This window comes from Pseudoxanthomonas sp. (assembly GCF_002863005.1).
GTDB lineage: Bacteria > Pseudomonadota > Gammaproteobacteria > Xanthomonadales > Xanthomonadaceae > Pseudoxanthomonas_A.
On sequence record NZ_PKDG01000052.1, the window covers coordinates 72175 to 93258 of the forward strand.

Annotated in this window: 22 protein-coding genes; 9 read left to right on the forward strand and 13 right to left on the reverse strand. The window is 67.1% G+C overall.

Going from position 1 to position 21084, the window contains the following annotated elements; all coding sequences use genetic code 11:
- Positions 1–58 precede the first annotated feature (58 nt).
- Both CYU89_RS17630 and CYU89_RS17635 read left to right on the forward strand, forming a co-directional pair.
- Positions 59–259 carry a hypothetical protein gene (locus tag CYU89_RS17630; protein ID WP_296282842.1) on the forward strand — a complete coding sequence of 67 codons (201 nt, stop codon included), beginning with the start codon at positions 59–61 and terminating at the stop codon, positions 257–259.
- A 72-nt stretch (positions 260–331) separates the two neighbouring features.
- Positions 332–1639, forward strand: coding sequence for a glycoside hydrolase family 2 TIM barrel-domain containing protein (locus tag CYU89_RS17635; protein WP_343125268.1), 1308 nt, complete (start codon positions 332–334; stop codon positions 1637–1639).
- Positions 1640–1664: 25 nt separating this feature from the next.
- On the opposite strand, the gene CYU89_RS17640 is transcribed toward CYU89_RS17635, so the two are convergent.
- Together CYU89_RS17640 and CYU89_RS17645 are read right to left on the reverse strand one after the other, a co-directional pair.
- Positions 1665–2051 carry a DUF6165 family protein gene (locus tag CYU89_RS17640; RefSeq protein WP_296282843.1) on the reverse strand — a complete coding sequence of 129 codons (387 nt, stop codon included), beginning with the start codon at positions 2049–2051 and terminating at the stop codon, positions 1665–1667.
- A gap of 47 nt (positions 2052–2098) precedes the next feature.
- Positions 2099–4981, reverse strand: a complete 2883-nt coding sequence (locus tag CYU89_RS17645; protein ID WP_296282844.1) for a serine/threonine-protein kinase — start codon at positions 4979–4981, stop codon at positions 2099–2101.
- Positions 4982–5229: 248 nt separating this feature from the next.
- Between CYU89_RS17645 and CYU89_RS17650 the strand changes: the two genes are divergently transcribed.
- Positions 5230–6471: an MFS transporter gene (locus CYU89_RS17650; RefSeq protein WP_296282845.1), complete on the forward strand. Its 1242-nt coding sequence runs from the start codon at positions 5230–5232 to the stop codon at positions 6469–6471.
- An 8-nt stretch (positions 6472–6479) separates the two neighbouring features.
- Here the strand turns inward: CYU89_RS17650 and CYU89_RS17655 are convergent, their stop codons facing one another.
- Both CYU89_RS17655 and CYU89_RS17660 read right to left on the reverse strand, forming a co-directional pair.
- Positions 6480–7058 carry a mechanosensitive ion channel family protein gene (locus CYU89_RS17655; protein ID WP_296282846.1) on the reverse strand — a complete coding sequence of 193 codons (579 nt, stop codon included), beginning with the start codon at positions 7056–7058 and terminating at the stop codon, positions 6480–6482.
- Positions 7059–7171: 113 nt separating this feature from the next.
- The gene (locus CYU89_RS17660; RefSeq protein WP_296282847.1) at positions 7172–7609 is read right to left on the reverse strand and encodes a hypothetical protein; all 438 of its coding nucleotides are present in this window, start codon (positions 7607–7609) and stop codon (positions 7172–7174) included.
- Between the two features lie 176 nt (positions 7610–7785).
- On the opposite strand from CYU89_RS17660, the gene CYU89_RS17665 reads away from it, so the two are divergent.
- Positions 7786–8622, forward strand: a complete 837-nt coding sequence (locus tag CYU89_RS17665; protein WP_296282848.1) for a hypothetical protein — start codon at positions 7786–7788, stop codon at positions 8620–8622.
- A 101-nt stretch (positions 8623–8723) separates the two neighbouring features.
- Here CYU89_RS17665 and CYU89_RS17670 read toward each other — a convergent pair whose 3' ends face one another.
- The 3 genes from CYU89_RS17670 to CYU89_RS17680 all read right to left on the reverse strand — a co-directional run bounded on the left by CYU89_RS17670 (position 8724) and on the right by CYU89_RS17680 (position 10485).
- Entirely contained in the window at positions 8724–9146 is a 423-nt protein-coding gene (locus CYU89_RS17670) for a hypothetical protein (protein WP_296282849.1), read from the reverse strand.
- A gap of 254 nt (positions 9147–9400) precedes the next feature.
- Positions 9401–9655, reverse strand: coding sequence for a hypothetical protein (locus tag CYU89_RS17675; RefSeq protein ID WP_296282850.1), 255 nt, complete (start codon positions 9653–9655; stop codon positions 9401–9403).
- 167 nt (positions 9656–9822) lie between these two features.
- Positions 9823–10485, reverse strand: a complete 663-nt coding sequence (locus tag CYU89_RS17680; protein ID WP_296282851.1) for an ECF-type sigma factor — start codon at positions 10483–10485, stop codon at positions 9823–9825.
- 270 nt (positions 10486–10755) lie between these two features.
- Between CYU89_RS17680 and CYU89_RS17685 the strand changes: the two genes are divergently transcribed.
- A complete protein-coding gene (locus CYU89_RS17685) occupies positions 10756–11241 on the forward strand; it encodes a transposase (RefSeq protein ID WP_296282852.1) in 486 nt (161 codons plus the stop codon).
- Positions 11242–11627: 386 nt separating this feature from the next.
- Here the strand turns inward: CYU89_RS17685 and CYU89_RS17690 are convergent, their stop codons facing one another.
- Positions 11628–12146 carry an adenine phosphoribosyltransferase gene (locus tag CYU89_RS17690; RefSeq protein WP_296282853.1) on the reverse strand — a complete coding sequence of 173 codons (519 nt, stop codon included), beginning with the start codon at positions 12144–12146 and terminating at the stop codon, positions 11628–11630.
- Positions 12147–12312: 166 nt separating this feature from the next.
- Between CYU89_RS17690 and CYU89_RS17695 the strand changes: the two genes are divergently transcribed.
- A complete protein-coding gene (locus CYU89_RS17695; protein ID WP_296282854.1) occupies positions 12313–12825 on the forward strand; it encodes a DUF1993 domain-containing protein in 513 nt (170 codons plus the stop codon).
- 3 nt (positions 12826–12828) lie between these two features.
- Here CYU89_RS17695 and CYU89_RS17700 read toward each other — a convergent pair whose 3' ends face one another.
- Entirely contained in the window at positions 12829–13938 is a 1110-nt protein-coding gene (locus CYU89_RS17700) for a patatin-like phospholipase family protein (protein ID WP_296282855.1), read from the reverse strand.
- Between the two features lie 239 nt (positions 13939–14177).
- Between CYU89_RS17700 and CYU89_RS17705 the strand changes: the two genes are divergently transcribed.
- On the forward strand, positions 14178–16337 hold the full coding sequence (locus CYU89_RS17705) for a DNA/RNA non-specific endonuclease (RefSeq protein WP_296282856.1): 2160 nt from the start codon (positions 14178–14180) through the stop codon (positions 16335–16337).
- A 33-nt stretch (positions 16338–16370) separates the two neighbouring features.
- Here the strand turns inward: CYU89_RS17705 and CYU89_RS17710 are convergent, their stop codons facing one another.
- The 3 genes from CYU89_RS17710 to CYU89_RS17720 form a co-directional block, all read right to left on the reverse strand.
- Positions 16371–17633 (reverse strand): RNA polymerase sigma factor, encoded by a 1263-nt coding sequence (locus CYU89_RS17710; RefSeq protein ID WP_296282857.1) that lies wholly within the window; start codon positions 17631–17633, stop codon positions 16371–16373.
- Between the two features lie 91 nt (positions 17634–17724).
- Positions 17725–18138, reverse strand: a complete 414-nt coding sequence (locus CYU89_RS17715; protein WP_296282858.1) for a VOC family protein — start codon at positions 18136–18138, stop codon at positions 17725–17727.
- 120 nt (positions 18139–18258) lie between these two features.
- Positions 18259–18624, reverse strand: a complete 366-nt coding sequence (locus tag CYU89_RS17720) for an MmcQ/YjbR family DNA-binding protein (RefSeq protein WP_296282859.1) — start codon at positions 18622–18624, stop codon at positions 18259–18261.
- A 198-nt stretch (positions 18625–18822) separates the two neighbouring features.
- Here CYU89_RS17720 and CYU89_RS17725 point away from each other — a divergent pair, with 198 nt between their 5' ends.
- Positions 18823–19296 carry a hypothetical protein gene (locus CYU89_RS17725; protein WP_296282860.1) on the forward strand — a complete coding sequence of 158 codons (474 nt, stop codon included), beginning with the start codon at positions 18823–18825 and terminating at the stop codon, positions 19294–19296.
- 176 nt (positions 19297–19472) lie between these two features.
- On the forward strand, positions 19473–19865 hold the full coding sequence (locus CYU89_RS17730) for a low affinity iron permease family protein (RefSeq protein WP_296282861.1): 393 nt from the start codon (positions 19473–19475) through the stop codon (positions 19863–19865).
- 396 nt (positions 19866–20261) lie between these two features.
- Here the strand turns inward: CYU89_RS17730 and CYU89_RS17735 are convergent, their stop codons facing one another.
- Entirely contained in the window at positions 20262–20780 is a 519-nt protein-coding gene (locus CYU89_RS17735) for a transposase (RefSeq protein ID WP_296282862.1), read from the reverse strand.
- Between the last annotated feature and the right edge of the window lie 304 nt (positions 20781–21084).

Sequence of the window (21084 nt, forward strand, 5' to 3'; positions counted from 1 at the left end):
CGGAGCGAACACACGGGCGCGGGTAGGGTGCCGACTCTCTCCCCATCGAGCCGTATCCATGACCCAGTCCACCCGCGAGGACGTCATCCTGCAACTCGACCGCGTCGACACGGCGCTGGAAGCCCCGGAAGCCGACAAGGCGTCCATCCTGCGCGATGCACTGGACTGGCTTGCGTCGCATCCGCCCGCCAAGGCGGCGGATGGGCTGTATTACCGCGAACGCCTGCAGGTGATCCGCGAGCGCCACGGCGTGGCATGACGCGTCGTGGCGTCGTCGGCACGGTACGCGTGGCATGATGCCGCTGGATCCATCGGACCTCGTGGAGAATGCATGCACGCGCGATTGACCGGCAGCCTGGTCACGATCCTGTCCCTCGCCGGGTTGGCGCCGTTGCCGGCGATTGCCGAATCCCCCTCGCAGGTCCGTATCGTCCACGAAGCCGGCCGCTATCGCCTGCTCGTCGACGGACAGCCCTACGTGGTGAAGGGCGCCGGCATGGCTGACGGCGGCCAGGAAACGCTGGCCGCGCGCGGCGGCAACTCCTTCCGCACCTGGAGCACCGGCACCGACGAGGCGAACGTGCGCGCCATGCTCGACCGCGCGCAGCGCAACGGATTGAAGGTGGCGATGGGGATCGAGGTCGGCAACGAACGCCATGGCTTCGATTACGACGATGTCGCCGCCGTCGCGAAGCAGCGCGAACGCATCCGCCGCGAAGTGCGCCTGTACAAAGATCATCCCGCCGTGCTGATGTGGGTGGCCGGCAACGAGCTGAACCTGCATTACAGGAATCCGAACGTATGGAACGCGATCGGCGACATCGCCGACGCGATCCATGCCGAAGACCCTCACCATCCCGTCATGACCACGCTGGCCGGCTTCGACAGGACGCTGATCGACCTGCTCAAGGCGCGCGCGCCGTCGCTCGACCTGATCGGCATCCAGTTGTACGGCGACATCGACGCGCTGCCGCAGAAGCTCGTGGACAGTGGATGGACCGGTCCTTACGTCGTCACCGAGTGGGGTCCGACCGGTCACTGGGAGAGCCCGTTGACGGCGTGGAAGGCGCCCATCGAAGACGATGCCTCACGCAAGGCGGCACTGTTGCGGCAACGCTACGAGGAAGTGATCGCCGCCGACATGAAACAGGGGCTGGGCTCCTACGTGTTCCTGTGGGGCGACAAGCAGGAGCGCACGCCGACGTGGTACGGGTTGTTCCTGCCGACCGGCGAAAGCACCCCGTCCGTGGATGCGATGGAGTTCGTGTGGACGGGTCGTTGGCCGGCCAACCGTGCGCCTTCGATCCAGCCCCTGACGCTGGCCGGGCGAACCGCTTTGGAGAGCGTGGTGCTGAAGACGGGTCAAGCCACGGTCGCGCGCGTCGATGCGCACGATCCGGACGGCGACGCGCTGCGCTTCCGGTGGACGATGCTGCCGGAGAGCACGGCCACCAGCATCGGCGGTGACCGCGAAGACGTACCGCCGTCGCTGGACGTGGCGATGGAGAACGACGGCGAGGGCGGCGTGCGCTTCGTTGCGCCGGCGACCCCCGGTGCGTATCGCCTGTTCGTGGAGGCGCACGACGGCAAGGGTCATGCCGCCTACGCCAACGTGCCGTTCCGGGTCGATCCGTACTGATCGCGGCCGCGAGCCGTCGGTCGGATCAGGCCTGGTACTGCTTTTCCTCGATGAAGCGCGAACCGGCCTGCCGGTTGATCGCATTCTTCACCCCGATGCGCTCGCCGTTGTGCCTGGCCACCGAACGCGCGAGTTCGACGAATCCGGCATCGAAGGACTTCGCGGCCTCTTTGGCGCGCAGCGCATCCTGCACGTCCCACATGCGCTCGTTGATCCGGCGCAATTCGTCCTTCAGCGGTTCGAGTCCCGGTTGTGCGGCGACCAGTCCCTGCCAGAGCGCCAGCAGGCCGTCGCGCTCGACCTCGACATGGGTGCGCTTGGCCGCATCGTCGATGCGCTCGGCCTTGATCTCGAGGATGGAGAGCTTGTCGGCCAGCTCGCCGACGGCGACGGGGATCAGGATTGTGTTCATGGCGGCATTCTACGCCCCGCCGATCGCCTCCCGCGGCCCTGCGGTATTCAATCCTCACGGAAATCACCTTTGGTCCTCAGGTTCTCGAGTGCGCGCTTGGCCGTCACCACGAACCGGTGCTCGGGTGGATAGTCCTTCGAGGCGATGGCGAGTGCTTCCTCGAGGATCTGGCGCGCGCGTGGGCGCTCGCCCCGGTCGCTCGCAATCGTCGCGCGGATCATCAGGACGGCGTTCAAACGGGAATGGGCTTTCGGCTTGGGCAGTTGCGGCCGATTGCGCCGGTCCACCCAGTCCAGGATGCGCTCGGCTTCGTCGAACCTCCTGTTTGCGACCAGCAGGTCGGCCAGCACGATCTGCACGAAGTCGTGGTGGCTGTGCTGCGGCGGATAGTGCTGCGCCAGGAACCGGGCATCCTCCCGGATGAGCTGTTCCGCCGGTCCGTCGTCCTCGCTCGAAGGCGAATCGATCAGCCGGCGCGCGAGGAGCGTCCGTGTCATTGCCGGAGGCGGCAGACGCACCCGCGCGGAGACGGCCAGCACGTCCTCCAGCAGGGTCTTCGACTCGCGCAGGTAGAACGCACGGTCCTGCCTGCCGCGGGGCGTCAGGGTCAGGTAGTTCGCGAGCTGCACGCGTGCATCCAGCACGACATCGTTGCCGGGCGGGTAGTGGCGCTCCAGGATGGCCAATGCGCGTCGCGATCGCGCGAGCAGTTCCTGCCACTTCGACTGGTTGGCCTCGAGGCGCAACAGACCCGCGTGTGCAAGCAGTGCTTCACCGTAGGCCGGATGGTTCTCGCCGTAGGCAGCGAGGATCAGCGCTTCGCCTTGTTCGATCGCCCGGCGGCACCCGGGCAGATCGCCCGCCAGGCAACGTGCATTGCCGAGCGTCGTCAGCGCGCTGCCGGTCTTGGGATGGGTCGGGCCCAGGAACTGCATCGTGTGCTGCCATTGCGCCACGGCGAAAGGCAGGGCCTCGTCGAAGCGCTCCTGCGCCAGAAGGCTGGTGGCCAGCGCACGCTCGGCATCCGCGGCCTGCAGGGGATAGGCCCCCAACGCCATGCCGACCGCCTTCCGCAGGTCCGCATCGGCGGTCGTGAAGTCCTGCAGCCGCATCCCCCACTGGCCACGCAGGAGCAGCAGGGCGATCACGTCGCCGGGATCGCTGTCCAGTTGCGCCATGGCGTAGCCCAGGCTGCGGTCGAGCGTGCGAATGGCCTCTTCGCGCCGCGCGAGGTTCCATTGCGCTTCGGCCACGTGGGCGAGCAGTTGCACGCGCACGCGCGGTGCGCTGCCGTCGTCGACCTCGTCCAGCGCAGCCAGCGCGGCCTGCGCCGTGGCCAGCGCTCGTTCCGGCTCGCCCGCGACGGTCTGCATCGCGGCCAGCGTCGCTTGCACGTCCAGTCGCGTGCCCATGTCGGTATCCGGGAGCCGCGCCGCTTCGTCCGTCAACGCCTGCGCCTGACGGTAATCGCCGATCACGGCGTGGTTGCGCGCGAGCATGAGCAGGCCGCGCGCCAGGACATCGGGATGCTCCCGGAACGGCAGTGCGCGCACCTGCGTTTCGGCCCGTGCGAGCAGGTTCTTGGACGAGAACCCCTGGTGTCCCAGCCCCGACAGCGTCGCATTGCCAAGCGTTTGTTCGAAGAGGGCCGACAGCGCGGTGTAGGCCTCGGCCTCCCCCGCGGCTTTCTGCGATTGCAGATGTGCCGCCGTCGCGGCGGCCCCCAGCGAGACGACCAGCAATGCCGCCAGCGCGCAGGCGTTGCGGTGGCGACGCATGAAGGTGAGCGCCCTGTAACCTGGCAGTCCCTCGCGCGCAGCGACTGGTTGGCGGCGCAGCCAGCGACGCAGGTCGTCGCGCAGCGCAGTGGCGGAGGGGTAGCGTTTGGCGGGGTCGATCGCGCAGCAGCGGGCGAGGATGGCATCCAGGTCGCCGCGCAACTGGCGCGACAGCGCACGGCCGTCGGGCGCGCCCCGGGACCGCGCCGCCTCCGACGTCGCGTCCCGCGCAAGGCGCGACGCCGGCTCGGCGTGGACATCCGCCGCTGCGTTCTTCGATCGCAGAGAGTTCGATGCCTGCGGCAGGCGTCCGCACAGCAGCTGGTACATCACCGCACCGAGCGAATAGACATCCGCCGCCCGTGTCGGCCGCTCCGGCGCCAGCGATTCCGGCGCAGCGTAGCCTTGGGAGACCGCGATGCGGCGCAATGGCCGATCACCCGCCAGCGTGGCGGCCAGGCCGAAGTCGACGATCTGGACCTGTCCCTCCACGGTCACCAGCAGGTTGGACGGCTTGATGTCCTGGTGCAGCACGCCACGCTGGTGGGCGAAGGCCAGCGCCTCGCAGGCCTGCGACATGAGTTCGACACGCTCACGGACGGTGCTGCGATGGTGCTCGCACCATTGGTCGATGGTCTCGCCCTCCACGTAGCGCAGGGCGAACCACGGCACGCCGTGGTCATCGATGCCGCCGTCCAGCAGATGGGCGATGCCGGGGTGGTCGAGCTGGGCGAGCGTGTTGCGCTCGTTGAGGAACGCATCGACGAGCCGGGGCGAGGTCAGTTCTGGACGGATGCACTTGATGGCGACGCGCTGGCGGTACTGGCCGTCGTCGCGCTGCGCTTCGTAGACCGTGCCCATTCCGCCGCTGGCGAGGACAGCCGTGATTCGCCAAGGGCCGATGCGGCTGCCGACCCGCAGGTCGAGTGCGGAGGTGGCGGCTGACGGGATCTCCTCCAGCAGGCGGTCGGGAGGTGCGTGGTCGACCCACTGTGTACGGGCATCCGCGGCCAACATCGCCTCCAGCACGGCGTGCACGGCGGGCTCGTCCGTGTGCAGGCCTTGCATCGCGCGTTCGCGCGACGGCTGATCGAGGGTCACGAAGTCCTCGAACAGGGACAGTGCCCGGAGTTTGGCGGCGTGGGTCGTCATGGCAGGGTAGTCGGGGCGATCGAGCGGGAGACGCCGCGTGCGCAGGGATCGGAAACCGCTGGGGCCGCGTTGGCGGAGTGCGTTTCCGCGCGCGGTCGCCTGACACGTTCTTGTACCGCATGGCGTACACATTTGTGAACGCATTGGGCTCGATTCACAGTCGAGCGTAACGAGAATTCGCAGACACCCGACGCAGCGTTCCATGCCCGGCTGCAACGGCGGCGTGTTGCCATGCAGCATAATGAGACATGACCACGTCTTCTCCTCTGCCGGCCAGGGCGCCGAGCGATCTTCCGCTGCCGCCACGACAGGCCGGACTCATCCTGTTCGCGCTGACGCTCGGTGGTTTCGCCATCGGTACCAGCGAATTCGCCAGCATGGGCCTGATGCCGAACATGGTGGCGTCGCTGAGCGTGACCGAGCCGCAGGTGGGAAACCTCATCAGTGCCTACGCACTGGGCGTCGTCGTCGGCGCGCCGCTGCTCGCCATCCTCGGTGCGGGCTGGAAGCGCAAGACCCTGCTGCTGGCCCTGATGGGGTTCTACGCACTGGGCAACCTCGCCAGCGCACTCGGACCGACCTATGAAAGCCTGCTGGTGTTCCGCTTCGTCGCGGGCCTGCCGCACGGCGCGTACTTCGGTGTCGCCGCCCTGACGGCCGTGGCGATCAGTCCGCCGAACAAGCGCGGCCGTGCGATCAGCCTGGTGATGCTGGGCCTGACGCTGGCCATCCTGATCGGCAATCCGCTCGCCACGTGGCTGGGGCAGGTGATCGACTGGCGATGGGTGTTCGCCGTGGTCGCGCTGGTCGCGCTGGGCACGGTGCTGCTGCTCGCCATCTGGCTGCCGGCCGGCATCGACGGCGCCAAGCCCAGGCCACTCGATGAACTGCGCGCGTTCAACCGCCTGCCGGTGTGGCAGGCGCTCGCCATCGGCGCGATCGGTTTCGCCGGCATGTTTTCGGTCTTCAGCTACCTGGCGCCGACGATGCTGGACGTGACGCAGGTGTCGCCGGCGTGGATACCGCTGGGGCTGGCGGGTTTCGGCGTGGGCGGGGTGGTGGGCAACTTCGTCGGGGGCTGGCTGTCCGACCGGTTCCGCCTTCGCGGTGCGTGGATGGTGCTGGCATGGGCGACGGTCGCATTGCTGCTGTTCCCGCTGCTCGCGAACACCTTGCCGACGATCCTGCTGGCGACCGTGATGATCGGGCTGATGGGGGCGCTCGGTCCGCTGCTCCAGTCGCACCTGATGGACGTGGCGGGCGACGCGCAGACGCTCGCGGCCGCCTCGCACCATGCCGCCTTCAACACCGCCAACGCGCTGGGTCCCTGGCTGGGCGGCATGGCGATCACGGCGGGGTACGGCTGGACGTCGACAGGATATGTGGGTGCGGCCATGGCCGTCGCCGGCCTGCTGCTCTACCTGTGGGCGCAGCGGACGTTGCGGGGGAGGGCGACGACGCCTGCCGTCGCATGCGAAACCGCGGGCTGACGCAGGCGTTATTCGGGCGCGGAGGGCGACGGCGGCGAGCCCGAACGCCAGCGCCGCGTCGTCCGCTGGAAGAACTGGCTGTTGGGAATCTGCAGCACCGTGTCGCCACGCAACGCGTCTTCTTCCAGCAGCGTGGTGTAGAGCAGGTTGATGTCGATCACGCGGCCCCGCAGGCCGGGCTTGTCGCCGTTCTCCAGCACTTCGATGTGGTCGTGCACGCGGAACGGCCGCGTGGTCAGGATCAGCACGCTGCAGAAGATGTTGGACAGCACGCTCCACGCAGCGAAGAACGCGACCGCCGCCACCGCGGTGAACCCGGTCAGCGCGGTCCACAGCACGCTGCCGGACACGCCCAGCCGGCCCAATGCCACCATGAAGGCGGACACGTAGACCAGCACGCCCAGCAGCCGGCGCGCGCTGACGGCGACCTGCGCGGGCAGGCGGTAGTGATCGCAGATGCGCCGGACCACGATGCGCAGCACTCGCAGCAGCAGCCAGGCGCCCAGCAGGATCGCCAGTGCCTGCGCCACGGGAATGGCGAAGCCGGCCCATTCCTGGAGCAGGGAAGGTATGCGCAGCGACGTCATCGGACGTGGCATCCGGAAACAGGGAGCACCGGCGATGCCGCCGACATGCCGAGGATCAGGTTCATGCCGGAAGGGTGGCGCGGCGGCGCGCGATGGTCAACAGCACGCCGACGTCACGGATCGAAAGGATGTGCCTTGCCGCAGGCGACGACATGGTTGTGGTCGCTGGACATGCACTGGTAGAAATCGCGCCGCGGACCGTGGGCGGCCTCGCAGTCCTGCACGGTCAGCACGTCCAGCAGTGACCGGAGCGAAGGTGTCACGGCATCGTAGGCGGCCTGCGTCATGTAGCCCCCAAGCAGGTTCCTTTCGCCGACCTCGAGCATGGTCTCCACGCCGTAGCGGGCATTGTCGACCGCCTTGTCGCACGCCAGCGCCACGTCCGTGTCGCCGACCCGCGCCAGCTGCGCGGCGATCGCGTCGACATCGGCCTGAACGTCCGCAGGCAGGGTGCGCGGCGTCGGCGTGTCCTGGCCGTACGCGCTTGCCGGCAACAGCAGCAGGCACGCGATGGCGGCGAACGCGTGGCGTCGTCGGCGTCGAGGCGCCATGCAGCGAGGGGTCATGGATTTGACATGGGTTTGAAGGAAAGCCGCGATTCTAGGGTGCTTGGCGCTTGTGGTGCGCTGCCCGGGCTTGCCAGAATGCCGCGGGGACGGATCGGGCGCGGGCGGACATCGCCGCGTGATGTCCGGGATGCCCACTACTTCCACTATGTGAGGACCACATGACCTACAAGCTACTTGCCGCCATCGCGCTCGTCCTGTCGAGCGTGGCGCCCGCCGCCATCGCGGGTGAATGCGAGGACAACTTCAGCAAGTCCGGCAGCATCTTCTCAGGCAACGACTTCTCCAGCCGTGTCACCGTGCCTGACCTGTCGCTCAAGGATGCGATGGGGCAGATGCGCGGCATCATGATCGCCGAGAAGATGGACGTGATCACCGAGGATGCCGAGACCGGCACGATGCTCGTCGAGCAGCGCTCCACCGGTACCACGCGGGCAATCCCGACGCTGATCAACATCAGTGCCGAGGGAACGGGCGCCGTCGTGCAGATGACGGTGAAGACCGAGAAGGGCCAGATCGCGAAGGCGGATGCGATGCGTCCCTACATGTGCCAGCTGCTGGGCAAGGTGAAGGGCGGCAAGGAAGGCCGCACTGCCGCGGCGCAGGGGGCGAAGACGCAGAACAACGCCGACGTGACGGTCAAGGACGTCTACGTCTTCTCGCGCGAGATCGCGCGCGAGGCCAAGGGCAACGCCCTGGCCGTGACGGCGCGCCACAAGGGCCGGAACTATGCGCTGCGTGGGCGCGTGGACTACATCCAGGAAGACGGCGAGGACTACAACGTCTCGTTCGACATTCCCCAGCCCGGTTCCGGCCTGCTGCAGGTACCGGGCGACAACGAGCCGCGGGTGGGCGTGGCCTGCCTGTTCAAGCCGAACCAGCTGGCGAACGTGCTGACGTTCCGCAAGGGCGACAAGGTGACGTTCAAGGGGCAGTTCCTGCGCTACGACGACGTCAAGCGCGTGTTGTGGCTGCAGAACTGCGTACAGACGCGCTGAGGAAACCGTACAAGGACCGAAGGTTCTTGCACGGCAGGAATGAAAAGGGCGCCGCGAGGCGCCCTTTTCGTGTCCGTCCGCGGGAAGCGATCGGTCGCGCGTCAGCTGTCCTGGCGGCGGAAGACACCGACATTGGTGTAACTGCGGCCGTCGCTCAGGTGGCCGCGCATGCGGATCACCAGCGTGTCCGCGTCGACCAGTTCGCGTTCCGACCACTGGACCTCCTTGCCCTCGTGCCAGGTGGTCGAATGCAGCTGCGTGGGTGACACCGACTCGAAGCTGAGCGCGTCGGCATGGGGCGTGCCCTGGTACGGATAGGGCGTGCCGTCGGCGCGACCATCGAACGCGGCGCGATGGCGCTTGCCGTTGCGGCCCAGCCACTCCGACGCGATCGACAGGGCGCCGTCCTCCGCGCAGGCGAGATGATAGTGCGCGCTGCGGGGCGCGCGGCCGAGTTGGTAATCGCACTGCTCGGGCAGCAAATCCCAAGTGCCTTCGAAGGCGGCGGCGGCATGGATCGTCATCTGCACTCCTTGTGCGCGGGGACCGGTCGGAAAGGAGTGGTCATGCTAGCGAGCCCCCCCGGTATGGCGGCTGCCAACACGGTCCCAATTCCGCATGCGGCGATCACGCCGGGACGGGAAATGACAGTGGTTGAAGCGAGAAATGCGATGGCGGCCACATCGTGCAGGCACCGCACGTCGGCGTATGCCGCAAGGCCCGCGCCGGACAGAAGCCGGTCACCCATTGTGAGATGAAAAATGCGCCGCGCCGGCGATCAGCGGTGCGGGCGGTCCGGCGCGGTGACCGGAACCTGCAGGTCGCGAAGCGCTTCCTGCACATCGGCTTGGCGGAGCCAGGGCGGCGCATCCAGATCGTGCGCCAGGGCATCCGCGACCAGCAACTGCACCAGCGCATCGTGGAGCGCGGTATCGGAGTGCTTCAGCAGCGCCAGCGCACGCGCCTGTTCGTCATCCGCCATGTCCGAGTAAAGGTCGAACAGGCACATCGCGCGCGCGCGGGAACGTTTCATCCGCGCAGGCCACGTTTGCGGATGACCGCGACGGAGGGCTGCCGGGCGCGCGACGCGGTCCGGTGCGGGGCTTCTTCGAGGCGAGGTCGGGGGTCCACACCAGGAGCTTTCGACACGCGGGAAGGATTCCGGACGTGCGTCCCACGGCAGGCCGATCGACCGATGGCTCACAGGGGCTCGGGGAGCTCGCCGTCGCCCAGGTGACTGAACAGGAAAGCGCGGGCCTTGCGCCAGTCGCGCCGCACGGTGCGCTCGGTCACCTTGAGCACGTCGGCGATCTCCAGCTCGCTGAGACCGCCGAAATAACGCATCTCCACCACCTGGGCGAGCCGTGCGTCGAGCTTGGCAAGATCGTTCAGCGCCTGATCGAGGATCAGCAACTGTTCCAGTCGCGGGCTCTGGCCCGGCTCCGTGCTCTCGTCCAGCGGCAGCAGGTCCATGCCCTCGCCGCGCTTTTCGGCCAATGCGCGGCGTACCTCGTCCAGCAGGACGAAGCGCATCGCGCGCGCGACCAGGGCGACCAGATGGGCGCGGTTCTCCACACTGAAATCGGCACTCGCCAGCTTCAGCCACGTCTCGCTGATCAGCGAGGTCGGCGACCGCACGTGGCCGCGGCGCTGCTGCCGGATCTGCGATCGCGCGATCTGGTGCAGGTCCCGGTACAGCAGGGCATAGATGCGGTTCCAGGCCTCGGGCTGTCCATTCTCGACCTCCCCCAGCAACTGGGTGACGGAGTCGGGGTCCGGCGGCGGAATCGTCGCGATGTCCAGCGCCCCAGGCATGCCGGTCCCCGCAGGCGGTGATCCGTCGATGTCTGGTTGTTGTGCCATGTCCGGACTGTGTCCTTCATCACGATCTCGTCCCTTGCATATATGAACCGCCGCGGGGCGAACGTGCAAGCCGTAATGCCGGCTTCGCAGCTGTTTGCCCATCAGAACCGGAGTTGCGCGGAGGCAGGGCCTGGACGGCAGGGATACATCGATAGAACGGGATCCACAAGGGGATGTCATGCGGAGTGTGAAGAGGGTCGGGCAAGCGGTAATCGGAATGTACGAACCGACGGCGACAGGCATCGCCGCGGTGGCGATGGGGGATCGCGCATGACGCACGACGGAACCACGACCACGCCTCCTGTCGCAGGCGACACCACGCGGGACGAACCCGCCGTGGTCGTCGTGCCCCAGGCCCCCAATCTTTCGGTCCCGCAGGGCGTGGGGCCGCGCGCGATCAGCCAGTGGCCCATCATGCAGCGCCTGACCGCCGAGGAGTGGAAGCTGGTGATGCAGGCACTGCCGGGCCGTGTAGGCGCACGCGCCCGCCATGGCGGCAATGCGCGCCGTTTCATCGAGGCCGTGCTGTGGGTCGCCCAGACGGGCGCGTACTGGTCGGACCTGCCGCGCGACTACGGTTCCTGGCATGGCATCTATGTGCGTTTCATCCGGTGGTCGCAGGACGGCAACTGGAATGAGGTGCTCGCGCGCTTCGATCCGAAAGACCAGCGCGCCATCGACCTGCACGCGCTGGTGGAACGCTACCTCCACCGCAACAACACCAAGCATCTCAGCCGCGCGATGCGGGCGTCCTGAAGGCATGCCACGCGGCCCATGCCGCGACGGAGACGAGGGAAGAAGGAATCAGCGAAACACGCGGTGCCGGCCGAGGTCAGTGAAGCAAGCGCCCTTGGCCCGTCACACGCGCCCCGCTAACCGCCGACGATCCCCTGTCGGCGGCTAGGCGACCCGCTTCGATCCCCAAGAAGCGGCTCGTGGCCGTCCATGCCCGACACATGGCCGGCATCGCGCTACGGCGCCGGAGGGGGAGGTGCAATGCCTCCCCCTCTTTCTTTGCCGTCACACACAGGCAGCGCTCCCTTGCTCTGATGTCCTGCCGCTGCTGAACCGTGTATGGCGACCCTCACGGCGCCGCCGCATCGGGGCGAAGGAAAAGAAGATGACGGCAAGGTAGAGCGGTTTCAGTACACCGCCGACGCATGCAGCGGTGCGGCGTGGCGCCACCCCGCGCGTGCGTTGAGAAACCCGAGCTCCACCAGCACGGCCGTCCCCGCCACCACGCCGCCCTGCCGCTCGACCAGTTGCACGGCCGCCTTCAGCGTGCCGCCGGTGGCGAGCACGTCGTCGACCACCAGGACGCGTGCACCCGCCGGCATCGCATCGGCGTGAATCTCCAGGCGATCGCGTCCGTATTCCAGCCCGTAGTCGAGCGACAGGGTGTGGGCGGGCAACTTGCCCGGCTTGCGCACCGGCACGAAGCCCACCCCGAGTTCGCGCGCCAGTGCGGCGCCGAGGATGAAGCCGCGCGCTTCCACTCCGACGACCGCAGCGAGCGATTCCGCGCGCCATGGCGCGGCCATCGCATCGACGGCATCGGCGAAGGCGCCTGCGTCGGCCAGCACCGGCGTGATGTCCTTGAACAGGATGCCCGGCTTGGGGAAATCGGGGACATCGCGGATCAGGTCGGTCCAGGCGGGCATGGGGGCAGGGTGTGGGAAGGGCAGGCGATGCTAGCGCATGCGCGGTGACCGCACCGGAACGCGACACCCCGGGTGCCACGTCATGGGATGCAGTCTCCCGCGTCGACCGGCTAATCGGGGTGCAGGCGCGCGGGTATCCTCGCGTTTTCACTGCCCGGAACCCCTGATGAGCGCCGTCCTGTCGATGTACGAAGCCTCCGTCCCCGTCTTCCTGCGTGCCCTGAGCAACCTGCGTCACTCGCTGGCGAAGGGCGAAGCGCACGCCCTTGCCCAGGGATACGAACCGGCGGTGCTGCTGGAGTCGCGGCTGTATCCCGACATGTTGCCGCTGGTGCGACAGGTACAGATCGCGGCCGACACCGCCAAGTTCGCGCCGGCGCGGCTGGCCGGCGTGGAGTCGCCGCGCTTCGAGGACGTGGAGTCGACCTTCGCCGAGCTGTATGCGCGACTGGACGCGGTGAGCGACTATCTGCGCACGTTCGACGAAGCCGCCCTGGAGGGCAGCGAAGCACGCACCGTCACGCTGTCCACGCGCACGCGCGGCGACATGACCTTCGACGGGCGCAGCTACCTGTTCGGGTTCGCCCTGCCGAACCTGTTCTTCCATGTGGCGACATCGCACGCCATCCTGCGCCACAACGGCGTGCCTCTCGGCAAGCGCGACTACCTGGGCGAATGAGGCCTACGCCAGCGACTGCGCCGGCAATGGCCACGCGGGCGGCGGCGCGGTGACGGCGATCAGGTCACCGCGCCACTTGCGCATCGCGGTGTCCGCCATCGCGTAGCCCCAGTTGACCAGGCGCTCGTCCACGCCGCTGTCGAACGGTGCCAAGCGCGTGGCGATGCGCCGCAACGGCTGCGACTTGGCGTGCTTCACCGGCATGGCGTCCGCCAGTCCGTAGTCTTCCACGTCGCTCGCGATGCCCCAGTACGTGCCGCGTGCATGGCCGGGCGTTCCGGGTGCCTGGTTGAAGCGCGAAATCAGCCAGCGCTTCCGCAGCCCCCGCGACTGGTCCGTGGCGATTTCCATCGCCGCATTGACCAGCGAGAACCAGTCGGTCTTCACCTCGGTGTCCTCGAGATAGGGCGCGCCGGCATCGCTGACCAGCACGTAGTCGTACCCCTTCATCCAGACCGGCTCCAGGCCGAGGTTGTCGTACGCGCCGCCGTCGGTCAGGTGCAGGGTGGGTGGAGCGCCGAAGCCGCTGGCCCGACGATGTGACGACAGGCGCCACAACGCCGGATCCAGCACGAGGTCCATCGGTGAAAGGAAGGGCGGGAACGCACTGGAGGCCGCCACGGCTTCGCACAGCGTGGCGACATAGGGATGTTCGCCGACGCGATAGTCGCGGATGCCGTCGCGTTCCAGGTAGACCTGCCGTCCGGTCGCCAGGTTGGTGGCGCAGAAGGTGAAGCGCGGCGCGGCAGGTAGCTGGTCGAGCCGCGGGTCGTCGCGGAAAAGATGCTTGCGGTAGGCACCGATCAGCGTTTCGTTGACGCTCTTGAACGGGTTGAGCATGCCGCCGATGATCGTGCCCGTATCGATCTTCTCCTTGCAGAAAGCCAGGATGCGCGCTTCGATGCGCCGCGCGCGATCCCGCGCATCGCCGCCGGGATGCGTGCGCAGGTCGTCGGCCCATACGCCGGCGGCAATGGCCCCACCGGATACCGCGGAGACATGGGTGATGCGGTCCAGCACGCCCAGTTCCGCCAGGCGACGCAGCGCGCCCGCGTGGAACAGCGTGGCGCGGTAGCCGCCTCCGGAAAGGCTCAATGCGATCGATGCGGACATGGTGGGGCGCTCGGCAGGGACGGGAGACAAGGATCGCGCGGCGAGGTCTCGCACCTTGCGATCCTTCATGGCAACGCGGCCACGCGCAAGAGACGGACAGGCTGCACCGCCAGTACATGCATGTATGTCGTGAGCGGTTGGCCGTTGCGTGCGTGGCCGCGCGTTGGCAGGAGTGCAGTGGCGGGCATCGGTTGGTGTGACCCGTTCGATGGTGGCGTCCGTCATGCAGGGAGTGCGCAGTGAGCATCCTGACCGAACAGATCCAGAAGGCACTCGAGCGCGACGCGGGCGTCGATGTCAGGAAGATCGCGTCCAGCAGTCGCGATGCGCCGCCCGATGAGATCGCCACCGCCCGCCAGAAGGCCGAACGGTTGCGGTTCCTGCGCGACAGCCTGGGCGATGCGGGCGAGGCCAGGCGCGTCTACGAACGCATCATCCACGGCAACGAGATCCAGCCGGTCAACTATCTCGCCAAGGGCGTCCGGGTCGCCGAGGCGGTCGCCCGCATCGCCATCCGTGATGGCGCAGGCCGGCTGCGCGGCTGGGGCACCGGCTTCCTGGTGGCGCCCGGCGTGCTGATCACCAATCACCACGTCGTGCCGGATTCCACCACGGCGGCGACCTCGCAGGCGCACTTCCGCTACGAAACCGACCTGTACGACCAGCCGATGGCGCCGCAGGTCTTCGCGCTGGAGCCGCAGCGCCTGTTCTTCGCCGACGAAGCCCTGGATTTCGCCGTGGTGGCGGTGGCGCCGCGTTCCGACAATGCCGACGGCACGCTGGATGCCTTCGGGTTCCTGCCGCTGATCGGCGTCACCGGCAAGGTCGCCGATGGCGAATGGCTGACGGTGGTGCAGCATCCGAACGGCGAGCGCAAGCAACTCTGCGTGCGCGAGAACAAGCTGCTCAAGCGCACCGACGACGTGCTCTGGTATTCGACCGACACGCTGGGCGGATCGTCCGGATCGCCGGTGTTCAACAACGACTGGCACGTGGTGGCGCTGCACCATTCCGGCATCCCGGAGACGCGCGACGGCCAGATCCTGACGCACGACGGACAGCCGTTCGACCCTGCGCGCCATGCCGAGTCGGACATCAAGTGGATCGCCAACGAAGGCATCCGCGTGTCGCGCATCGTCAACACCTTGCGCGGCGCACTGCCCGCGCATCCGCTGCTGCAGCCCATGCTTCGCGCCGATCCCGATTACACCCGGCTGCAGCTCGATGCCGCCGCGCCCACACCCCTTCCTTCCGCCGAACCGCCGGAGTCCGCCATGAGCACGCCGTCATCCCGCTACGTCACCGTGACCCTGGCAGTGGATCCACGCGGCTCGGTCAGCATCGCCCGGCAGGGTACCGGTGCCGACGAATCCACCTTCGCCCTGCGCGAGGCCAGCCGTGCGCCGGGGACGCCGGTCTCGGAAAGGGAACTCCCCTTCGATGATGCCTATGCCGATCGCAAGGGATACCGCGCCGATTTCCTCGGTCGCGAGGAACGCCTCGTTCCGCTTCCGCGCCTGTCGCCCGCGTTGCAGGCGGCCGCCGCCAGGCTGATCGTGCAGAAGGGTGCCGGCAAGGACGACTGCGTCCTGAAGTACCACAACTTCAGCGTGGTGATGCATGCCGAACGCCGCTTCGCCATCTACACCGCGGCCAACCTCGACGCCGCCCATCGCTACCACATGACCCGGCCGGCCGATGTGTGGCGGTTCGATCCGCGCATCGCCGAGAAAGCGCAGGTTGGCAACTTCTACTACCGCAACAACCGCTTCGACCGGGGTCATCTGACCCGTCGCGAAGACCTGGAGTACGGCGCCACCCGCAAGGCCGCGCTGCTGTCGGCGGCCGACACCTGCCACTGGACCAACTGCACCCCGCAGCACGAGCGTTTCAACAAGAACCCTGCACTCTGGCACGGCCTGGAGCGCTACATCCTGGAACAGACCGCTGGCGAGGATGACGAACTGCGCGTGCAGGTCTTCACCGGTCCGCTGCTGGAGGAAGACGACCCGGTCCACGACGCGTTCCCGACCATCCAGTATCCGGTGCGTTTCTGGAAGGTGGTGGTCGCCAAGCGCAGCGATGGCCAGCTCTCCGCCACGGCTTACCTGCTGGACCAGAGCGACGTCATCGCCGAGCACGGCATCGAGGCCGCGCCGCAGGCGCCTTACGGTGCTTACGGCACCTTCCAGGTAAAGATCTCGGAGATCGAGCGCCTGACCGACCTGCAGTTCGGCTACGGCAAGGCGGGCCTGCTGCGCAACCTGGATCCGCTGGAATCGCCACGCCGTCGCGGATCGCGCAGCCGGGTGCGCATGCAGGAGTCGGCCGTCGCGGGCGGACAGCCCGCCGGCTACCACGCGCTGGACGGACTGCCGTCCATCATCCTGGACGCGTGACCGCGCAGCCGGCGCGCGCGGATCCGCGCGCTGTCACGCCATGCAGTCCCGCGCACGCGCCAGCAGCAGCGCCTGCTCGCGTGCGTTGCGCGTCAGCGTGGCGGCGCGCTCGAACTCCCTGCGCGCTTCGTCGCGACGATCCAGCTTGAACAGCAGGTCGCCCCGCACGCTGGGCAGCAGGTGGTACTGCTTCATGGCCGGCTCGTCCAGCAGACGGTCGACCAGCGGCAATGCGCTCGCGGGCCCGGTCGCCATCGATATTGCCACCGCGCGGTTGAGCTCGACCACGGGCGATGGACTGACCTGGGCCAATGCGGCATACAGGGTCGCTATGCGGACCCAGTCCGTCGCGTCGGCCGTGCGTGCCCGCGCGTGGCAGGCGGCGATGGCGGCCTGCAGCGCATACGGGCCGAATGCACCGCCCAACCGCTCCGCACGCGCCAGCGCGTCCAGGCCGCGCTGGATCAGCAGGTAGTCCCACCTGCTGCGGTCCTGGTCCAGCAGCAGCACCGGCGCGCCGTCCTTGCCGGTGCGCGCATGCAGGCGCGACGCCTGGATTTCCATCAGCGCGACCAGGCCGTGCACCTCGGGCTCGCGCGGGGACAGCGCGGCCAGCATGCGGCCCAGCCGCAGGGCTTCCTCGCACAGCGCAGGCCGTGTCCAGCCATCGCCGCTGGTGGCCGAATACCCCTCGTTGAAGACCAGATAGACCACGCCCAGCACGGACGACAGCCGTTCCTCCAGTTCCTCGCCGCGGGGCACCTCGAAGGCGACATCGGCATCGGCCAGCGTGCGTTTCGCACGGACGATGCGTTGCGCGACGGTGGGCTCGGACGTCAGGAAGGCCCGCGCGATCTCGTCCGTGGTCAGCCCGCACAGCAGGCGCAGTGTCAGCGCCACGCGCGCGTCCATCGACAGCAGCGGATGGCACGACACGAACACCAGCCGCAGCAGGTCGTCGTCGATGTCGTGATCCAGCGCATCCTCTTCGCGTGCGCGCCGGTCCTCGTGCGCGTCGTCCAGTTCCCGCGCCAGTTCCTCGTGCTTGCGATCCAGCAACTGCACCCGGCGCAGGCGGTCGATCGCGCGGCGCTTGGCGGTGGTCATCAGCCACGCCCCCGGGTTGTCGGGCACGCCGTCACGGGGCCAGGTCTCCAGCGCGGCGACCAGCGCGTCCTGCGCCAGTTCCTCGGCCAGGTCCAGGTCGCGCAGCATGCGTGCGAGACCGGCGATGACGCGCGCAGATTCGATGCGCCATACGGCATCGATGGCGCGATGGGTTGCGGAATCGGACATGCCGTGCATCAGACCACGGCGCCGCGGCGGGTGAAAGCCGCGGCGCAGCGAAGGAGGGCGTCACGGTATCCACGACACGCCTCCGCCGCCATCACGCATCCTTTTCGCAGTTGATCATCCACGGCACGCCGAACTTGTCGACCAGCATGCCGAACCGCACCGCCCAGAACGTCTGCGCCAGCGGCATGTTCACCTGCCCACCGTCCGACAGCGCGGCGAAGATGCGCTCGGCATCGGCGATGCTGTCCACCGACAGCGACACCGAAAAGCCCTTGATCGCTTCGCACGGGTAGTCCGGATGGTTGTCCGAGCCCATCAGCACCGTCTGCCCGAACGTGATGTTGGTATGCATGATCTTCTGCCGGTGCTCGGCAGGCATGTTCTCGCAGCCTTCCGCACCGTCGAACCGCATCATGGGCCCCAGCGTGCCGCCGGTGGCCTGCGCGTAGAAGGTGAAGGCGGCTTCGCAGGTGCCATTGAGGATCAGGTAGGGATTGACGTTCATGGTGGACTCCAGGAGTGGGACGGATGCAGGGCCGGCATGGCCTGCTCATGTCTTCCGACGAACCGGCAGGGCCGGGATCGACAACGTCGGCAGTGAAGAGGGATTCGCCATGCGCCGCCCTCACAGGACGGGCTCCCCGATGTCGGCCCGCTGGCGGCGGGTCAGTCGCGCGAAGGCATGGCGGTACGACCACGCCACCAGCTCCGTGAGGTAGGCGCTGGGCACGGAGGACACGTCCACGACCGTGACCCAGCGATGGTGCCCCAGCCAGCGCGCCGGCTTGATGCCGGGCTGGTCGGTCAGTTCCAGGAAGCGCTCCGGCGAGACCTTGACGCTGAAGCGCCAGCGCTCCGGTTCACTGGTCTTGAAGTAGGCGAAGCGCTTGCCGCCGACGGCATACACCAGAATGTTGGCGGGCGGTGCGTGCAATTCCTCCACGGAGCCGGGAAGGGAACGGCAGTGGCGTTTGAGGGCGGCGACGTCCATGCATGGATGCTAGCGCCGCGATGGGTTGCATGGTGTGCGGACGGTGTGGGTCGAGGGCGGCGGGTGTCCTAAAGCGGATGCCGCCGTTGCAGCCCGCGGAGTACACCGCCGCTTGCGCCTGAATTCTGGTGACGTGTGGCGATCTGGAAAAGGTACTCTGAGCCCTGTTTCGGTTTCGGAAAATCGGGAGCATTCAAGATGAGTGCAGTGAGAAAAAGTGTCGCTTCGCAGTCGACGGTGTTGTGTTTTCTTATGGCGTTGGCGTGTGCCGCATCTCTTCTTTCCTGTAAGCGATATGGCACGGACGTCGAAGTTGATACTGTCGAAGGAAAAGAGTTCATAGTTACTGTCAGTAACAGATCTGAAGATGCGCTGGTGATTGATGACCGCTTGTTTAGTCTGAGTGCGGAGTCTTCTGTCAAAGTGGAAGTTGCGCGTCCTGGCGGAGCGGTTGTCGCGCCGTGCGGTTACCTTGACTACGTAGGCACCGGATCTCGTTTGTCTTTGTCGCCTGGCGACGAAGTAGTCCTGCGCGTTCAGTTGACGGCACTGACAGCCACGCGCTGCCTTACTCCAGAAGAGGAGTACCTGTTCAGAGCTTTGCTGGTTGCAGGCAATGAAGTTGTATCTCGAACTGATTGGATGCCTTTTAAGGCGGCATCTCTCGAATGACTCCGAGACAGGGGTCAGAGTAGTTTTTTCCTTCTTCTCTAAAGCATAAGGCCCGCATCAGCGGGCCTTGTTGTGATCAGTCAGCCGGAAGCGAAAGGCACGGTGCGGTTCTGAAGATGCATGGCGATCTGGAAAAGGTACTCTGAGCCCTGTTTCGGTTTCGCATGGAGCCCGTCATGACCACCCCATCCGCCTTCACCCGCCTCGCCAAGAAGGCCTCCACCTTCACCGGGCGCCCGGCGTGCTTCGCGCTGGCGCTGGGCATCATCGCGGTGTGGGCGGTCACCGGACCGCTGTTCAAGTTCAGCGATACCTGGCAGCTGGTGATCAATACCGGCACGACCATCATCACCTTCCTGATGGTCTTCCTGATCCAGAACACCCAGAACCGCGACACCGAGGCGATGCAGATCAAGCTGGATGAACTGATCCGCGTTTCGCGCAGCGCGAACAACGCGCTACTCGACCTGGAAGAACTGGAAGAGAAGGAACTCGACGCGCTGCGCGAACGCTATGAACGGATGGCACGCGAAGCGCGCGATGCGCAGCAGGCACGTCGGCTGCGTTGAGCACGGGATGGAAGCGTGGATGATTGAGGGCATAGGCGGGGATGGAGCAGTGTGAAACCCCATCATCGCGTTACGTCGTAGCCCTCTCGGCATCACTGCCCATGGGTGCTGGGATTGCGCTTCGCTTCATCCCAGCCTACGGCAGGGTGGCGGGATGATTCGTAGGCTGGGATGGAGCATCGCGGAATCCCAGCGTCGCGATGCATGGTTGTCCGGGCCGCATCACCGTCCATGGGTGCTGGGATTGCGCTTCGCTCCATCCCAGCCTACGGCAGGGTGGCGGGACGACTCGTAGGCTGGGATGGAGCATCGCGGAATCCCAGCGTCGCGATGCATGGTTGTCCGGGCCGCATCACCGTCCATGGGTGCTGGGATTACGCTTCGCTCCATCCCAGCCTACGGAGGGGGCGGGCATGATGCGCTGCCCCACTCCTTGGTATAAACCCCGCGTGCGACCCAGCGGTGGAAGGAGGAGTACGGCCAATCGCATGCGCTGGCCGCGTGTCCGTGTTTGACGGGGTTGAAGTGGATGTAGTCCAGGTGGCGGGCGTGATCGGCATCGTCGCGGATCAGATGTTCCCAGTAGCGGCGCTGCCAGACGCCACGCTCGCCTCTGCGCTGGCGGCTTGCATTCGGCAGTACATCATCTGCCACCTGAGCCGCGAAGCGCGTCTTGATCAATCGCCATCGCATCGGGTAGTCGAAATCGCCGGGTGGAAGTCTCCACAGGCAATGCAGATGGTCCGGTAACACGACGATGGCATCGACCTGCACGGGGTGATCGGCTAACGTCCTGCGAAAGGCATCGCGCAGCGCATCGATGTGTTCAGTCAGCGTGCTGCGCTTCCGGTCCGCCAGATTCACGGTGAAGAAGTAACAGCCGCCGGGCGTCCTGTCCCGAAGATAGGTCCTCATCGCACGAGGGTAGCGGGGATCGCAGTGCTATTCCACGATGACAGGATCGTCGTAGGCTGGGATCGAGCAACGCGTAATCCCAGCATCGCGGTGCATCGTTGTCCGTGCCGCATCACAGAACGTGGGTGCTGGGATTGCGCTTCGCTTCATCCCAGCCTACGTCAGGGTGGCGGGATAGTTTGTAGGCTGGGATGGAGCAGCGCGGAATCCCAGCATCGCGGTAAATCGTTGTCCGGGCCGCATCACCGTCCATGGATGCTGGGATTACGCTTCGCTTCATCCCATCCTACGGTGCGGGACGATG

Bases quoted from the DNA above. Each gene is read 5' to 3' on its own strand.
- CYU89_RS17630 (WP_296282842.1), top strand. From the start codon at position 59: ATGACCCAGTCCACCCGCGAGGACGTCATCCTGCAACTCGACCGCGTC.
- CYU89_RS17635 (WP_343125268.1), top strand. From the start codon at position 332: ATGCACGCGCGATTGACCGGCAGCCTGGTCACGATCCTGTCCCTCGCC.
- CYU89_RS17640 (WP_296282843.1), bottom strand. From the start codon at position 2,051: ATGAACACAATCCTGATCCCCGTCGCCGTCGGCGAGCTGGCCGACAAG.
- CYU89_RS17645 (WP_296282844.1), bottom strand. From the start codon at position 4,981: ATGACGACCCACGCCGCCAAACTCCGGGCACTGTCCCTGTTCGAGGAC.
- CYU89_RS17650 (WP_296282845.1), top strand. From the start codon at position 5,230: ATGACCACGTCTTCTCCTCTGCCGGCCAGGGCGCCGAGCGATCTTCCG.
- CYU89_RS17655 (WP_296282846.1), bottom strand. From the start codon at position 7,058: ATGACGTCGCTGCGCATACCTTCCCTGCTCCAGGAATGGGCCGGCTTC.
- CYU89_RS17660 (WP_296282847.1), bottom strand. From the start codon at position 7,609: ATGGCGCCTCGACGCCGACGACGCCACGCGTTCGCCGCCATCGCGTGC.
- CYU89_RS17665 (WP_296282848.1), top strand. From the start codon at position 7,786: ATGACCTACAAGCTACTTGCCGCCATCGCGCTCGTCCTGTCGAGCGTG.
- CYU89_RS17670 (WP_296282849.1), bottom strand. From the start codon at position 9,146: ATGACGATCCATGCCGCCGCCGCCTTCGAAGGCACTTGGGATTTGCTG.
- CYU89_RS17675 (WP_296282850.1), bottom strand. From the start codon at position 9,655: ATGAAACGTTCCCGCGCGCGCGCGATGTGCCTGTTCGACCTTTACTCG.
- CYU89_RS17680 (WP_296282851.1), bottom strand. From the start codon at position 10,485: ATGGCACAACAACCAGACATCGACGGATCACCGCCTGCGGGGACCGGC.
- CYU89_RS17685 (WP_296282852.1), top strand. From the start codon at position 10,756: ATGACGCACGACGGAACCACGACCACGCCTCCTGTCGCAGGCGACACC.
- CYU89_RS17690 (WP_296282853.1), bottom strand. From the start codon at position 12,146: ATGCCCGCCTGGACCGACCTGATCCGCGATGTCCCCGATTTCCCCAAG.
- CYU89_RS17695 (WP_296282854.1), top strand. From the start codon at position 12,313: ATGAGCGCCGTCCTGTCGATGTACGAAGCCTCCGTCCCCGTCTTCCTG.
- CYU89_RS17700 (WP_296282855.1), bottom strand. From the start codon at position 13,938: ATGTCCGCATCGATCGCATTGAGCCTTTCCGGAGGCGGCTACCGCGCC.
- CYU89_RS17710 (WP_296282857.1), bottom strand. From the start codon at position 17,633: ATGTCCGATTCCGCAACCCATCGCGCCATCGATGCCGTATGGCGCATC.
- CYU89_RS17715 (WP_296282858.1), bottom strand. From the start codon at position 18,138: ATGAACGTCAATCCCTACCTGATCCTCAATGGCACCTGCGAAGCCGCC.
- CYU89_RS17720 (WP_296282859.1), bottom strand. From the start codon at position 18,624: ATGGACGTCGCCGCCCTCAAACGCCACTGCCGTTCCCTTCCCGGCTCC.
- CYU89_RS17725 (WP_296282860.1), top strand. From the start codon at position 18,823: ATGAGTGCAGTGAGAAAAAGTGTCGCTTCGCAGTCGACGGTGTTGTGT.
- CYU89_RS17730 (WP_296282861.1), top strand. From the start codon at position 19,473: ATGACCACCCCATCCGCCTTCACCCGCCTCGCCAAGAAGGCCTCCACC.
- CYU89_RS17735 (WP_296282862.1), bottom strand. From the start codon at position 20,780: ATGAGGACCTATCTTCGGGACAGGACGCCCGGCGGCTGTTACTTCTTC.